Raw genomic sequence first — 15,179 nt, forward strand, 5'->3', positions numbered from 1 at the left:
GCAGTATTTACACTTTCCAGACTGTTTATCAAGACGGTATACAAGTATACCGCATCAACTCGCTGGAGAACGATAGTATCACTGGAGTACGATTATTTCAGGAAAACAGTATTTGTAGGCGCTTGAATAAGGTACTATCGACAAAAATGAACCTGACGATACGCGTACTCTGAAAACAGGTTTATAAGGAAAAAAAAAGGCTTCATCATATCTGATGAAGCCTTTTGATAAATACCACGATCTATGATTACAGATTCGGATTTTGCTGCTGCTCGACCAATGGAATAGCAAAAATATAGTAACGGCTATTGGCCTCAAATACGTTCCCGTCTGGCAGTCGCACGACGCGATGTCCTTGCCCATTCACTTGTTTTTGTTCTCCTGACGGCGTAGTTACCGTCACTTTGATCGGACTTCCCTCAGCATCCAAAAAAGATCTACGAACCACCGATTTCTGATTACGAATGATGTCGGACAAACCAAATCCTTCGCCCCAAAGTTCTTTACGTCTTTCCAGCAAAATAGCCTCAATCAAATCACCTTCTTGCGCCGCATACAGATCGGCATTTCTAGCTTCGCGCAAGGTATTGAGCGCATTTACCGCAGCTGTTTCATTGCCGGCACGGGCATAGCCTTCCGCTTGAATTAGCCACATTTCTGATGAACGCATGTATACGATATCGCCAATCAAATTTTGCTTAAATTTAAACTTCTTATACCTCAAGAAACCTTCGCGACCTGGTAATCCGTCCCACTCAAATAAAGCCGTACGCACATCTTGCGGAGCAAAATGATCTTTGAAAAATGGATCGGCCATGAAGCTGAAGTAAAATGAACCTGACGAAGAAACATCCATATAATGGAACGTATAACTTGCCGTGCTTTGGTCAGTCGTTTGCAAATGACCCCAGATCCATTCTGGATTCTGCGCATCGTTGAAGCCCGCATAATATGCCTCCGCGTTCATCAGAGGAAAACCATCTGCTGCGCTCGCTGCCGCGTTAGCTGCCAATTCCCACTGCCCCATATTCAGATATGCTCGAGCTAGTACACCATTCGCTACGTGGGCATCTATCCGGTATTTCTGTGTATTCGGGCGGTCGTAGCCTTCCAATTTATTCACCGCATCAGTCAGATCGGATGTGATCAATGCATAGATCTCTTCGAGGCTAGCTCTTGGCCGACCTTGTGTACTTGTTGTGCTTGGCTCTGTGTAAATTGGAACGGTTAATGCATTTTTATCTTTTAGGTAACTAAATTGATAGAAAGAGGCAAAATTTAGATAAGCAAATGCGCGTAGCGTTTTGGCCTGCCCGATTAGCAGATCCTTCTCTTCGCGTGTTCCTTCTGCCTGTTCTGTCTTGGCGATCACATTGTTGGCATTATCAATTACCTTGTAAAGCAAAGTCCAGAAAGCATTAACCCGATTGGTAGAACGATCAAACAGTTCTGTAAATGCATAAGGATCACGATAACCATATTTAGTAGTTACTGCCACGTCATTTGCCATTGCGTCACTTGTCCGCATAAAGGCCGAATATCCAGGGTTTGCAAATGTGAAATAAGTATCATTCAAATAGCGCCAAGTGCCATTGATCACGGTCTGGATATTGCTCGTGTTTTTATAAATCTCTGTATCCGTCACCGCATCGGTAGGCATCGTATCTAACTGATCTTTACAGCCTGATAACGCGCATAAAAGGATTAAGAATCCGTATAGGGTATATTTTTTTGCGAATAAATTCATGTTCATTTTATAAAAAGTCTTACAATCCAATCTGTACTCCTCCGGAGAATGTTTTAATAGCCGGATAACGGAAATAAGTCGCACCTTCTAATGTTTGTTCTGGATCCATTCCTTTGTGTTTGTACAAAGTGAATAAATTTTCCCCTTGAATAAATACACGGAGTCGGCTAATACCGATACGGCTTATCGTGGCTTCCGAGAAGGTGTACCCAGCGCTCAGATTTTTAAGACGGGCAAAGCTACCATCATACAAAAAGCGTGTTGATGCCGACGTCCAGTTCAGATTATCAGTCGTTAGGCGTGGCACGTCAGTATCGCGGTTTTCGGGAGTCCAACGATTTAGCATTTCCTGACTCCAGGCACGACCAGGGTTATTTCCATTATGAAGCAACTGTATATAGTCATTATCCAAGATTTGACCACCCAAACTGAAACTCAATAAAGCGTTTAAGTCGAAGTTTTTGTAGGTAATATTATTGGTGATACCGCCTACCAGTGTTGGTAAAGAACTTCCTTGAATAAATCGACCTGCATCGCCATAAACTGATGTTGTTTCGTCAGTTTGTACGCCATTTTCATCAGCCTTGTACCACATTGGAGATCCATTTTCTGGATTCACACCAGCCCAGGTTGGCAAGTAGAAATCATAGATTGATCCGCCTAAGCGCAACATTTTATTTCCGCGGATAATGTTGTTTGCCGTCGCAATTCGGTGATACGATTCTTAAAATGTGAAAAGTTCAAATCAAGATTCCATCGGAAATTTTCATTACGTACCGGAATGGTACGGATATCCACGTCGATACCGGTATTACGCATCGTACCGATGTTTGCATCATAGCCTGTATATCCGGTAGATAACGCCATCGGCATGGTAAATAACAAATCTTTACTTTGGCGATTGAAATATTCGACCGATAAGGCGATCCTATTTTTTAGTATGGCGATATCAATGCCCGTATTGAAGTTGAGATTCGTTTCCCATTTCAAATCTGGGGTTGCCAATCGATTCGTTACTGTACCTCCCTGACCTAAGCTGTTGAGAATCGAATACAATCCTTGGTAAGCGTAGTAAACTCCCAAGTTATCATTCCCTTGTCCGCCGTAGCTTGCTCTCCAAGTTAGCTGATCTAACCATGGTTGATCCTGTAAAAATGATTCGTTGGAGATTTTCCATGCTGCGCCGAGTGACCAGAATGTTCCCCAACGTGTACCCGCCGCAAAGCGCGACGAACCGTCTGTACGGATGGATCCCGATAATAAATAGCGATTATCATAGCCATATTCGGCACGACCTAAGAAACTTAGCAGGCGATAATCTTGACTCAAACCAGTGAAAGAATTCAGTTGCGATGCCGCGACTGGTTCATCCAAACCCGGCAATACAAATCGTTGGCGACTGCCACTCATGTTGGTTGTTTGGAAGCTGTAAAATTCTTGTCCGCCCAATACATTCAGATGATGCAAGCCAAATTGCTTGTCATAAGTCAGGATGTTATTCCAAGTTTGGCCAACCGTACGCACATTGCTTTTATTTACTGAGCCCAAGTATTCTACCCCTCTACCTACGGATGGGTTCACATAAAAGTGATCGTTGCGATTGATGTAATCAACACTATAGGTCGAGCGGAATTTGAGATTTTCACTAAATACGGCTTCTAAATAAGTCCTTATCGACGCATTCTCGCGTTGGATATCATTTTTGTCCAACGGTAAAGACGCGGCTAAATTAGACCGGGGAATAGCAGCGCTTGGGCGATATTCACCAAAATCCCAAATCCTATTGCCATTAGCATCCAATCTGTAACTGCCGTCTGCTTCTCGCTCATAGTAAGGATAAAAGCCTGGTGTAAGCCGAGTAAAGTTGATGATATTGGCCGTGTTGCTATCTTCCGATTGTGGAAACTGTTGCAAAGCACTGCTGGCTGCTACATTGAAGCCTGCGTTCAGCCATTCTCGTGCTTTCGCATCAATGTTGGCTCGCACATTGTAGCGCTTAAATCCAGATCCTATCGCGATTCCTTGATCATCTAAATAACCTCCTGAAATAAAATAATTATGTTTTTCACCGCCTCCACTAATACTTAAATCAGCTTGAGTACGCTGGCCTGTTCGTTGCAACACATCGGTCCAGCTATCATTCCACAGTGCCTGTGCGCCAGGTACCAGACGACCATCCAGTCCCACCGGTTGCGGAAAATTAGAACCGTACGGATTAATCCCTAGATCGTTGATGAGCGACGCGCTTGCATTACGTGCCGCGACATCTGCCGCCAGTCCATTAGACAAATTTTTGTTACGCAAAGCTTCCCAGTACAACTGAAAATAATCATCAGTAGATAGTTGTTGATAATCTTGAATTGCGCGGTTAGAGATGCCTTTTGTGATGTTTAGGTTGATTGCAGCGCGATCGCTAGCCCGGCCCTTTTTGGTCGTTACGATAATAACACCATTCGCACCGCGCGAACCGTACAAAGCGCTAGAAGCCGCATCTTTTAATACACTGATGGATTCGATATCATTAGGATTGATGGCGTTTATATCGCCGGCGTACGGATTGCCATCTACCACATACAGCGGATTGCTCGAAGCATTGATTGAACCAATACCACGGATTCGTACAGTAGCGTCGGCACCAGGCTGTCCGGATGCCGCAACAGCCTGCAAACCTGGAACTTGACCTTCTAAACCTTTGGAAAGATTAGAAATTTGTCTGTTTTCTAATTGCTTGCCATTGATCGTACCGACCGAACCGGTGATGTTCTCGCGGCGCGATGTACCGTAAGCCACGACCACAACTTCGCCCAAATCGCGACTGGCAGCTTCCAGAGCTACGTCAAGTCGATTAGTTGTTGCTGTACGTTGTACAGTTCCGTAGCCGACGTAGGAGAATTCCAAACGAGCGTCCGCTTGCTTGACTTCGATTCGATAGCGACCATCTTCTTGCGAAGAAACGCCAAATTGTTGCCCCACGACACGGATGCTTACCCCAGCAATCGGCTGGCCTGTAAGCGATTCGGTAATTAATCCTTCTACAACACGCTGTTGTGCAGACACTATAGACACAGGCAAAACTACAAGTGCCAATAAGAGCTTAATAATAAGAGGAATAGTAGTAATTTTTCTTTGCATATAAACAAAAATTTAAATGTAGTAACCTACCGAAAGTGGTCAAGAATTAATCTCGATAATTGCGTTAACGCCTTTCGTCAGTACATGCTTGAATAGAGATAGTAGTAATTCGGGAGCAAATATAAGATATAATCTATGTAATTGGTAGTCTTTTTAGTGTCAAAATTACACTATGCACTAACAATCAAGGTGTTATTTTTTTTACAAATAATACCTTGATTGTTCTGATAATTGAGCGGTTAATGGAGCGACGTTATAAATGGCTGCTCTGCCCCGTATGGTGTGGGGTCTTTTGAAGTTTTTATTTCTAACGTCCCGCCACGTGCGATCTCTTGTCTACTAATCCATACGCGGCCCAAATCTTTTCCATTTAGCAAGATTTGCTCAATATAACGTTCGCCTTCGGCGCCGTTTCTTTTGATATAAAATGGTTTCCCATTATTTGCTAGCCTAACTTCATCAAAAAAAGGAACAGAAAGATAGTAGATCGGTTCTCCGATCAATGGCTGATGCAAGCCAATAGCCGATAGTACCCACCAGCCCGACATTGCGCCTGCATCATCGTCCATCGTGCGCACAAATGCTTTGGGTTCGTTCTTATAAATGCGATCAATATGTGCGCCGATACCGCGGCTATTATCATTGAAATAATATTGTACGACGGTATCCAATGCTAAGCGATGCACCCATTCTTGATAGCGCCACGGTGTGGTCGTGGCATTGTACAAGGTGAATGATTGCAAATCGGGTTCATTCGCTCTATTAAAATAGTAGTTGTCGTAGAAATCATCCAATTGCTCGGTAAAGGCTTGTTGGCCTCCGGCCAACTCTACCAATCCTTTCACATCAAAAGGTACATTCCAACGATATTGCCTTATGGTACCTTGATACATATTGCGGGCAGACATACGATCGACATCGCGCTTTGATAGATCCTTAAATTCTTTGTTCCACACCGCTTTGTAGCTCTGCGCTCGCTCTTTATATATAGGATCTTTCCCTTCAAACAATTGATCCATCGCCCACATATCATATGCTGCTTCGAGCGCTTTATCTGGCTTGGCAAAATCGAAGCGAGCAGTATCGCGAATAAGCGAATCACGGATTGCATCTAGATGAATATCATATCCTTTGCGCCGCGCATCGAGTAGCACTACCGCAGCATGCTCGGTACGTACGGAATTCGCTGGTTCGGTTGGGCCAGCAAAATCGTACTTTCCATAACGATATAGATCAGATAATGACGAAGCTACCTGCTGATAAAATGCTGGATATGCCAATTCTAATAAAGGTAATTGCGTTTTATAATTATCCCACACTGCCCAGCCATGTAAGCGCGGTGTTTCGCTTTTTCGGATCTGACCATCTGTGGCGCGGTAACTTCCATCTATTTCGGTAATACGATAGGGCGATTGCAAAGTGCGGTAAAACAGAGAGTAAAACATATGTTTTAATGCTGGATCACCCTGCACTTCTATTGCGCCAAGCCATTGATTCCAATCTTGCTGTACGGCATTTCTTAATTCTAGATAGGAAATTGGCATATTACGCTCCAATCGTGCTAAAGCAGAAGGACTATCGACTGCGGAAAATGCGATGTTTACTTCTGCTTCTTCTGTGTCTTCTGGTAAGGTGACCCAAATCTTATTACCTTCTATACGCCATTCAGATGCCAACGGAACTTCCAATGCGTAATAAATCGTGTAGGTACCGACATGACAGGTGGTTTTAGCACGTACTGCTCCCACCAATCGATCTCCCTGTCTCTCAAAATGATTATCGACAAATGCGCTGTTAAAGGTATGCGAAAAATCGAGGTAGAAACCCTTTGCTCCACCCGGAAAGCTAAACACTTCTCGACCATAATCTTGAAAAGAAACGATTTGTGCAGCAATTCCCTCGGTGGTTTCCACATCATAAAAACCAGGACCTGCATCTTCAGTTTTCTTGTGCAAAACCGGAATTTGCTTACCAGAACCTAAGTATGGCTGAATGAGTATTAAGCCGCCTGCCCCCTGGCAACCAACGCCTTCCATGCGATTATGCGTAAAACCTCGAATTTCTTTTGCCAAAAATTCATAACCGGTATGGGTCGTCGGGTTGGTAAGAGGTAAAATGCTCAATTGGTGAAAGGCTGATGATGCACCTGGCGACAATTGGCCGTGATCACCAGAAGATCCGAGAAAAACATTGACTTGCTCCACTTGAGCAAAAAGGGTATGCACAGCTAAGAATAAGCAAAATAAAAGTGTTTTCTTCATAAAAATGGCGTAAGATCGTGTAGGCGCAAATATATAAAACCCCTATGAAGTACTTGTTAATGAAACCTTAATACCAAAAAACGCACCATATAGCTACATGATCAATCGGTAGCTTTTTAGTATTTCCATTTTATTCTTATCTTGTAGATAATTACTAAACCACTACCAATGGATAACCTATTCGCAACTGGCCTATCATTAATAGCATTCTTTTGTTTTTTGGTATTATGCTATCATGTAGCCGCCATACGGAAAGAATTATCGAATCAGAATAGGCTGCTGAGTGCCTTGTTCGGAAAATTAGAGTCAAATAATAATCTAAACATTCGCTCCCAAACTTCTGAAGAGATGCTCTTCCATTTGTCTGTATACGATTCGAAAAATCGGAAGTTTCTATTTAGGAATATTAACACTAATAACTACGAACAGCTGCCTGCTTTAGCGCAGTATGCAGTACCAATGAGTTCCCAAAAATCAGATATTCAACTGGAAATCATCCTGCAAAATGGTTTAACCAATGTGATGAAAAATGTGCCATTAAGTCTGAAAAGCAAAGCGGATAACTATATTGATATAGCGGATTTTGTGGCGTAATAGCACCGCAGAATGATGGGGATAAAATTGCTTCACCTAAAATAAACGCAATTGACGTCCTTCCTTGGGAATTGATACCGGTTCAGCAAAATTAGACATCGTAACACCGAGGAGGCGCACTTTCAATCCTTCTACATTCACTTTATCCATCAGCTCCTGCACCAACTCGTACATATCCGTTGCACGGAAAATATCATCTAATTGAGTTTTACTCCTTGTGATTTGTGTAAAGTCCGAAAACTTAATTTTCACGGTTAGTGTTTTACCTTTTTTACCCTTCGTTTCTAGCCTTTTTTCCAGTTTTTCGCAAAGTGTTTTCAGCTCATCCATCATCTCGGATCTTTCTGCAATATCTGCCTCGAAGGTATCTTCAATACCGATGGATTTCGAGATACGATTTGGTCGCACCGGACGATTATCATTACCACGCACCATATGATAGAAAAATGTTCCAGATTTGCCAAAATGTCGATTAAGATCGGATTCTGAAAAACGCTTGAGATCCGCCCCATTGTGTATGCCCATGCCCTTCATCTTTTGTGCGGTCACCTTTCCTACACCAAAAAACTTGTCTATCGGTAACAATTCCAAAAATGAAATAACCTTCGATGGTCCGATAAAGGTGAGTCCGTCGGGCTTTTGCATGTCGGAAGCAATCTTCGCGATAAATTTATTGACCGACACGCCTGCAGAGGCCGTGAGCTGCAATTCTTGCTGTATTGCGGTCTTTATCGCTTGGGCAATATCGATGGCAGAGCCAATGCCTGCCTTGTCTTCCGTCACATCCAAGTACGCTTCATCTAAAGATAAAGGTTCTATTAGGTCCGTATATCTTCGAAATATAGCTCGAATATGATCGGACACTTGCTTATACACCTCAAACCTCGGTTTGGTAAAGATCAAATGAGGGCACAATGAAAGTGCTTGCCGCGAAGACATCGCAGAACGGACTCCAAATTTGCGTGCCTCGTAACTGGCTGTTGCCACTACTCCGCGCCCATCTGGTGAGCCACCTACCGCCAAAGCTTTGCCGCGCAATTCAGGAAAATCACGCTGCTCTACCGACGCGTAAAATGCATCCATATCAATATGGATAATCTTACGTCTATTTTCAGGAGCAGGCAGCATATTGCCAAAATTACGAGAAAAGCAGAGTAATGTCATTGCCATTTGGAGCAAAAATTTTGTAGTGAAAGCTTACTGTTATAATTTATTGCGTTGGTCTTCCGCTCTTCAAAGTCAAACTTTTTACAGGCTCAATAGTTTATAAACCTAGTTAGCATTGCTTGAAGCATACGAAAAACACCTACGCATGGAATACAAACATCTGATCGAAAAATCCAACACTCCTTTTTGGGCTTTTGCCATACACGACGGGCATCAAATCGATGATGAACTACTTCCCTATTTACTAGCGGACGACGACACGCGCTTGCGCGAAGAAGATCCACACACGGGCACGTTAGCAGAATTACCTTTTAACCGATTTATTGCAGCCACATCGCGTTTTCAATTGGATTTGAATCGGATTCGTAAAGACGCTGTATATCTACGACCAGATCAAGCTTGGGGCATCTCTGTGTATGATCAAGATCTGCCGACTGGTTTGATCAATACCTTGCACGAAACTCATGACGCGATGTTTAAGCAGATTGATGCATTGGTCCAGGAAACCATTCAGCAACACGGTTACTTTGTGATCTACGATATTCACAGCTACAATGCGAAGCGTAAAGATCAATTTGAGGAGATAGATCAGGATCAAAATCCAGAAATCAATCTGGGAACAGCGCACAACAACCCTAAATGGCGTGACCTGATCGATGCGTTTATCGGTGCCGTTAGAAAGCAAGAAGTAGGCCTACCATTGGTGGATATCCGAGAGAACATAAAATTCAATGGCGGATATCTTGCGAAATACATCACAGATCATTATGGCGCGTATGGCTGTGTGCTTTCCATAGAGTTTCGAAAAGATTTTATGGACGAATGGACCGGGCAAGTGTACCCAGAAAAATTGCAAAGCTACAAACAATTGTTGCTACATACATCGGATATGCTACATGAATACTTTGCGAATGAAGAACGAAAATAGCATTCTCGAAGGCATATTGCAGAATATTCACATGAAAACACCTTTTCATGTGCAATTGCCTACAAAAAACAAATTGGTCTTCAACAAGATTGTACCTTATCTATTTGTGTACCGCATGGGTGAGAAAGAAGACCCGATGCTTGCCGAACTGGTGAAGACCGAATATTCTTATTTGGCAATCCATGATGCCGATTTCCCAGTACAACGATGGCTAGCGCCGATTGCTCAAAAATTAGTAGAAGAATTCGGTGGTTGCCTAATCGTGGAAGCTTGGGTGGCTCCTAGTACGCAACGCAATGATATTGATCTACTAATAACACGCAAAAGCATACAATCCGTTGCACACTATTTATTGAAGCACATTCACGCGGAGCGCACGGCTCTATCGGCAGAAGTCATTACTAGCACCAAAACGACCGGGCCCGATGATGCTGTACCGATCATCGACCTGAAAGAGAAGAAGAATAGCCAAGTGCAGTACATCGGCTTGCGCGTAAAGGATAACTATTTGCATGAGAAGCATGAAATATTACCCATTCTCATGCGGCAGTTTCGCGAAACCCTTTCCAAGAGTTTGTCGCGCACCTTTTTTGAGTTTATCCGCATTCACACTACCGCAAAACCTACCGAGTTTAAGATTGTACATCAGAATGAAATTGCACCACTCGTGTGGGAGATCGATCAGCAGTTGGCCAAAGAAAGTCAGCGTTTTGATTTCTTACTACTCATCACTCCAGTAAATGCACACGAAGCTTGGTTACAGTTCAAGAAAGACAATTTCCGCAAAACGCCCGTATTTCAATATCGGCCCATGCCGATAGATCCCGATATCATTAAGCGCAACTTGTACAATCTACGCATAGAAGACCTTTACGATCCTACGATCGCTTATCTGTTTCGCGACAAACGCCGTGAACTAGATGCCATGATGACTATGTTGAGTGAGCGGGGCAAAGAAGGGTTTATGCTTGGTAGCTTGCAAATATTTGGCAATGTGGCTGAAAGTTTGCTCGATAAAGCAAAAGCGATCCTCACCATTACTGAAGACGACACCGTGATCCGTACCAATGCGCAGGATATAATGCACGCAAAAGAATTTGCTGCTTTGGCCGAGCAAGAGATCCAATACTTAAAGGCGCAGCACCCAGAATTCAATACTACCGTACGTTTGCGCGACGATATTTCTGGTGTGATGGTGAATCAAGGCGTGCTCAACATTAGCAAACAATATAGTTTGCCACGCAATCGTGCACAAGCTTTGATACAGCATGAAGTGGGCACACATATAGTCACATATTTTAATGGCAAACAGCAACCTTTTAATCTTTTTAAATTAGGCGTACCGGGATACGAAAAGCTGCAAGAAGGATTAGCCGTATTGTCCGAATACATGGTGGGCGAATTGACAAATGAACGACTACGCATCTTGGCAGGTCGTGTCGTAGCGGTATATCATATGATTGCGGGCAATAAGTTTGTTGACACCTTCTCCATGCTGGTAGAACGATACAATTTTAATCACGAAACGGCCTTTCAAATGACTATGCGAGTATACAGAAGCGGCGGACTAACCAAAGATGCGCTGTATCTGCAAGGTCTGATTGAACTCGTCAAATACATTAAAGAAGGGCATGATATCACGCTGCTGATGATGGGCAAGATCCGTAAAGAATATATTCCGATCATTCAGGAATTAATGCTAAAAGGTATCATCAAGCCGCCTTCATTGCAGCCGAGATACCTAGAAAAACCGTATTTGCACGAGCTGGAAGCGCTCAGAAAGAATTCCGGGATTTTTAAAATGATTCAATAACAGAGCACGGTCGCGCTTTCTGAGCAATTAGAGCTTAGAATGGGCTGCGCATCTTCACTTAAGTTTATAATTTTTATGAAAATAGCATTCGTTATCAACCAAACGCACAAAGAGGCCGCTTATTATACGACTACCTCCTTGGCCTTAAAAGCGCTAGAACGCGGACATGAAGTGTTTTATATCGGACTAGCCGACTTTTACTACGATCCAGAAATTGTTGTCGGTGCGCATGCTCGGCAGGTATCACCACACGAAAGTATACAAACTGAATCGGACTTCATTCATGTAGTACGCGAAACAGAAAAAAGCTTAGTCAACCTGCATCAGATCGACGTGCTTTGGTTACGATTTGATGCGGCAGACGAGATGACCGCTCGTCCTTGGGCAGCAGCGGCAGGATTGCAATTTGCTGAATTGGCACAGCAACAAGGTGTATTCGTGATCAATAATCCGGAAGCACTAACGCGTGCGAGCAATAAGCTTTACCTCGAAAATTTTGATGAAAGCATTCGCCCCAAAACTATTGTAACACGAAACTATGTCGATGTTCAGAATTTTTTCGACAAAAATGAGGAGAAGATTATCTTAAAGCCATTGAAAGGATCGGGCGGTAAAAATGTATTCCTCATTAATAAAGACAGTGCGCAAAACCTAAAACAAACGGTAGAAGCGATCGCTCGCGACGGTTATATTATAGCGCAGGAATACTTACCAGAAGCCAGTAAAGGTGATCTTCGATTTTTCTTGTTAAATGGCCAGCCGATTGAGATCGATGGTAAATATGCGGCAGTTCGTCGCGTGCAGCCTGAAAATGAAATCCGTAGTAATGTGCACCAAGGTGCCACGATGCATGCCGCAGATATTGACGAAGGTACGCTGAAGTTGGTTAAACTTGTCGCCGATCAATTAGTCAAAGACGGCATGTACTTGGTAGGCCTAGATATCGTAGGCAGCAAGATCATGGAAATTAACGTATTTAGCCCTGGCGCGTTACAACAAGCTTCAGAATTAACTGGCCGAGATTTTATTTCCGTTATCATCAAGGATATTGAACAAAAAATTCACGATCTTAAAGTAAAATGAAAAATTGGTGGCTGGTGATTCCTTTTGCATGTGTTATGCTGATCTTGTCGTATAACGCAGATGCGCAGACATTGATTGTCAACGAAGCCACGCCACAACATGAAATGATTGCAGGAGCTAAAGTCAGCCTAGCTCCTGCAGCAGGATTCGAGCCAGCTACTACTTTCACTGGTCTTCAAAACCTAGCAACTCAAAGTACCATAATGGTACTTGAAGTTGCTACGCCATATTCACAATATATTGCGCAAGCAATTCCTATTGTGATCAATAATGATAAGTCGACAATGGTCGAGCATGCACAATATAGCATTAATAATCTGCCAGCAAGACTTTATGTAGGTACGCAAAAGGGAGATTCCGACACATCTCTTTTTCATCGTATTTTTTTGGTTTTGGGTAATGAAAAAGAAACGATTGCATTTAATTGCCATTACCCTTATCATGCTGATAGAGATCTTGATAGTGCTATTATGCAGACGATCCTTTCTGTACGCTATCATCCTGAGGTCGTAGTCGATCCTTTCAAAAATATGGGCTTTAAGCTTAATACAGCCGGCACATCTTTTCATTTTAGTCGAAAGACTGGATCCGCTTTACAATACACACAAGCAGACAAAAACAATTGGACGCCCGCCTCATTTTTTATTGATCGCAAATCATTGGCTGCTGAGGTAACGGATCAAACCAAGTTTATTGTAGATCAAGTACAATCAATATTTGAAGTCGATTCGATACTATTCTCACGCCCGTTGAATGTGGGCGAAGCTCCAGCCGAAGAAGTGATGGCCAATTTGCGAAGCAAACGAAGCGGCGAGATTATCCAAGCCTATTTTATCACTCGATTCGATACTAATAAAGCCATTTCGATGATCGGCTATAATATCAATCCGAAGGCCATTGAGGAAATGAAGACAATTTTTCGAAGCCTCGAAGTTCAATAATCTTATCTTTTCAAAATTTCTTTGCCTAATTTTGATAAATGTACAAGAACTATCTACTGCTATTTCTGAGCTTTTTACTTGGTGGACAGGCTGCATTTGCGCAATCTGCCGACGAGAAGGTGAACCGGGCTTTGTATAATCAAATTGAGTATTTATTTAATACTCAACAGGCTGACTCCATCTACCAATTGGCCAATCCTACCTTTCAGGCGCAGATTTCTCAAGAGCAACTGAGCACAACGTTGCAACAGTTGTACGCACTGGGGAATATTAGAAACGCGGAACGGATTAAATTTGAGCGTGGGATTGCGAGCTACCGACTTGATTTTGACACAGAACGTCTGCTGCTGGTGCTCGGAGTAGATAGTACTAATCGATACCATACCATTTTGTTCCAACAGTACAAAGAAGATGCGACGGAGAAGCTTGCTCAAGAAACGTCCATAAATGATACAACGACCTCAGCACAGGCAATGGATCCTTTTGAGTTTAAGTTGCGCAATATTGCAAATACTTATACGCAGAAAACAAATGCACGCTCTCTAGCCATCGGTATTATACATCGCGGACAGGTGCAAAAGTATTTCTTTGGCGAAACGAAAAAAGGCAATAAGACGCTACCAACCGAAGAAAGCGTGTACGAAATTGGATCACTTACCAAGACATTCACCGCAACATTGCTAGCCGATCTAGTAGAGCGTGAAGTGATAAGCTTGGACGATAGCATCGTCAAATTCTTACCGGATTCGATCGCGAAAAATCCAGCTTTGCAAAAGATCACTTTCCGTAGCTTGGCCAACCACACTTCAGGATTGCCACGGCTTCCAGACAACTGGAATAAAACGTCATCGTTTGTTGAAACCGATCCATATGCCCACTATGATCGCAAAGCACTTTTTACTTACTTGCGCGACGCAAAGCTCGATCATGAGCCAGAAACAGAATATGCGTATAGTAATTTGGGATATGGTTTGTTGGGAGAATTATTAGCTATTATCTCCAAGAAATCTTTCGATACGTACCTGAAAGAGACGCTTACTTCGCCATTGCATATGCGCGCGACCGAACTAAAACCAGATGCTAAAAATGCAAATATCCTTACCGTATATAGAGATGGTACAGCGGTACCGATATGGAACTGGAAGGCCATGGCCGGCGCAGGAGCAATCAAATCCACAATTGACGATATGCTGCGCTACGCAATTACGCAATTAGCTACGCCCGAAAACGCGATCCAACGGGCAATGTCAGCCACGAAATTATTTACTTTCTATATTCCAGAAGATAATATGGATATCGGCTTAGGTTGGCATACGGATTTGCTGGAAGATCAAAATCTTTTTTGGCATAATGGCGGCACTGCAGGAAGTAGCTCATTTATGGCCATTATTCCTGACGAACGCTCGGCAGTGATCGTTTTGTCCAACAGTAATGAGCCTGTGGATGAAACTGCGTTAGCAATTATTCGAGAAGTAATCAAGAAGAAGTAACTCCGACGCTATGCCTAAGCATG

At 43.0% G+C, this 15,179-nt stretch carries 11 protein-coding genes; 6 read left to right on the top strand and 5 right to left on the bottom strand.

What is annotated here, in order from left to right:
* Positions 1 to 247 precede the first annotated feature (247 nt).
* From A0125_RS14595 to A0125_RS14605, 4 genes are all read right to left on the bottom strand, one after another.
* On the bottom strand, positions 248 to 1,747 hold the full coding sequence (locus tag A0125_RS14595; protein WP_066758039.1) for a RagB/SusD family nutrient uptake outer membrane protein: 1,500 nt from the start codon (positions 1,745 to 1,747) through the stop codon (positions 248 to 250).
* Positions 1,748 to 1,766: 19 nt separating this feature from the next.
* Positions 1,767 to 2,420: a SusC/RagA family TonB-linked outer membrane protein gene (locus tag A0125_RS16230; RefSeq protein ID WP_231863239.1), complete on the bottom strand. Its 654-nt coding sequence runs from the start codon at positions 2,418 to 2,420 to the stop codon at positions 1,767 to 1,769.
* On the bottom strand, positions 2,408 to 4,879 hold the full coding sequence (locus A0125_RS14600) for a SusC/RagA family TonB-linked outer membrane protein (protein WP_231863240.1): 2,472 nt from the start codon (positions 4,877 to 4,879) through the stop codon (positions 2,408 to 2,410). Before A0125_RS14600 ends, A0125_RS16230 begins: the two co-directional genes overlap by 13 nt.
* Before the next feature lie 239 nt (positions 4,880 to 5,118).
* The gene (locus A0125_RS14605) at positions 5,119 to 7,140 is read right to left on the bottom strand and encodes a glycoside hydrolase domain-containing protein (protein WP_066757959.1); all 2,022 of its coding nucleotides are present in this window, start codon (positions 7,138 to 7,140) and stop codon (positions 5,119 to 5,121) included.
* 168 nt (positions 7,141 to 7,308) lie between these two features.
* Between A0125_RS14605 and A0125_RS14610 the strand changes: the two genes are divergently transcribed.
* Positions 7,309 to 7,734 carry a hypothetical protein gene (locus A0125_RS14610; RefSeq protein ID WP_066757962.1) on the top strand — a complete coding sequence of 142 codons (426 nt, stop codon included), beginning with the start codon at positions 7,309 to 7,311 and terminating at the stop codon, positions 7,732 to 7,734.
* Between the two features lie 36 nt (positions 7,735 to 7,770).
* On the opposite strand, the gene dinB is transcribed toward A0125_RS14610, so the two are convergent.
* Entirely contained in the window at positions 7,771 to 8,898 is a 1,128-nt protein-coding gene (gene dinB / locus A0125_RS14615; protein ID WP_231863244.1) for a DNA polymerase IV, read from the bottom strand.
* A gap of 148 nt (positions 8,899 to 9,046) precedes the next feature.
* Here dinB and A0125_RS14620 point away from each other — a divergent pair, with 148 nt between their 5' ends.
* The 5 genes from A0125_RS14620 (at position 9,047) to A0125_RS14640 (ending at position 15,156) form a co-directional block, all read left to right on the top strand.
* Entirely contained in the window at positions 9,047 to 9,829 is a 783-nt protein-coding gene (locus A0125_RS14620) for an N-formylglutamate amidohydrolase (protein ID WP_066757964.1), read from the top strand.
* Entirely contained in the window at positions 9,813 to 11,642 is a 1,830-nt protein-coding gene (locus A0125_RS14625) for a flavohemoglobin expression-modulating QEGLA motif protein (RefSeq protein WP_066757966.1), read from the top strand. The genes A0125_RS14620 and A0125_RS14625 overlap by 17 nt, the downstream gene beginning before the upstream one ends.
* A gap of 75 nt (positions 11,643 to 11,717) precedes the next feature.
* Complete coding sequence (locus A0125_RS14630) at positions 11,718 to 12,725, top strand: ATP-grasp domain-containing protein (RefSeq protein ID WP_066757968.1); 1,008 nt, start codon at positions 11,718 to 11,720, stop codon at positions 12,723 to 12,725.
* Positions 12,722 to 13,666: a hypothetical protein gene (locus A0125_RS14635; protein ID WP_066757969.1), complete on the top strand. Its 945-nt coding sequence runs from the start codon at positions 12,722 to 12,724 to the stop codon at positions 13,664 to 13,666. The genes A0125_RS14630 and A0125_RS14635 overlap by 4 nt, the downstream gene beginning before the upstream one ends.
* 38 nt (positions 13,667 to 13,704) lie before the next feature.
* Positions 13,705 to 15,156 (top strand): serine hydrolase, encoded by a 1,452-nt coding sequence (locus A0125_RS14640; RefSeq protein WP_066757970.1) that lies wholly within the window; start codon positions 13,705 to 13,707, stop codon positions 15,154 to 15,156.
* The last annotated feature ends 23 nt before the right edge of the window (positions 15,157 to 15,179 follow it).

Source organism: Sphingobacterium populi, from assembly GCF_001586775.1.
GTDB lineage: Bacteria > Bacteroidota > Bacteroidia > Sphingobacteriales > Sphingobacteriaceae > Sphingobacterium > Sphingobacterium populi.

Coding starts and splice junctions, on each gene's coding strand:
- A0125_RS14595 (WP_066758039.1), bottom strand. CDS start 1,747: ATGAATTTATTCGCAAAAAAATATACCCTATACGGATTCTTAATCCTT.
- A0125_RS16230 (WP_231863239.1), bottom strand. CDS start 2,420: ATGTTGCGCTTAGGCGGATCAATCTATGATTTCTACTTGCCAACCTGG.
- A0125_RS14600 (WP_231863240.1), bottom strand. CDS start 4,879: ATGCAAAGAAAAATTACTACTATTCCTCTTATTATTAAGCTCTTATTG.
- A0125_RS14605 (WP_066757959.1), bottom strand. CDS start 7,140: ATGAAGAAAACACTTTTATTTTGCTTATTCTTAGCTGTGCATACCCTT.
- A0125_RS14610 (WP_066757962.1), top strand. CDS start 7,309: ATGGATAACCTATTCGCAACTGGCCTATCATTAATAGCATTCTTTTGT.
- dinB (WP_231863244.1), bottom strand. CDS start 8,898: ATGACATTACTCTGCTTTTCTCGTAATTTTGGCAATATGCTGCCTGCT.
- A0125_RS14620 (WP_066757964.1), top strand. CDS start 9,047: ATGGAATACAAACATCTGATCGAAAAATCCAACACTCCTTTTTGGGCT.
- A0125_RS14625 (WP_066757966.1), top strand. CDS start 9,813: ATGAAGAACGAAAATAGCATTCTCGAAGGCATATTGCAGAATATTCAC.
- A0125_RS14630 (WP_066757968.1), top strand. CDS start 11,718: ATGAAAATAGCATTCGTTATCAACCAAACGCACAAAGAGGCCGCTTAT.
- A0125_RS14635 (WP_066757969.1), top strand. CDS start 12,722: ATGAAAAATTGGTGGCTGGTGATTCCTTTTGCATGTGTTATGCTGATC.
- A0125_RS14640 (WP_066757970.1), top strand. CDS start 13,705: ATGTACAAGAACTATCTACTGCTATTTCTGAGCTTTTTACTTGGTGGA.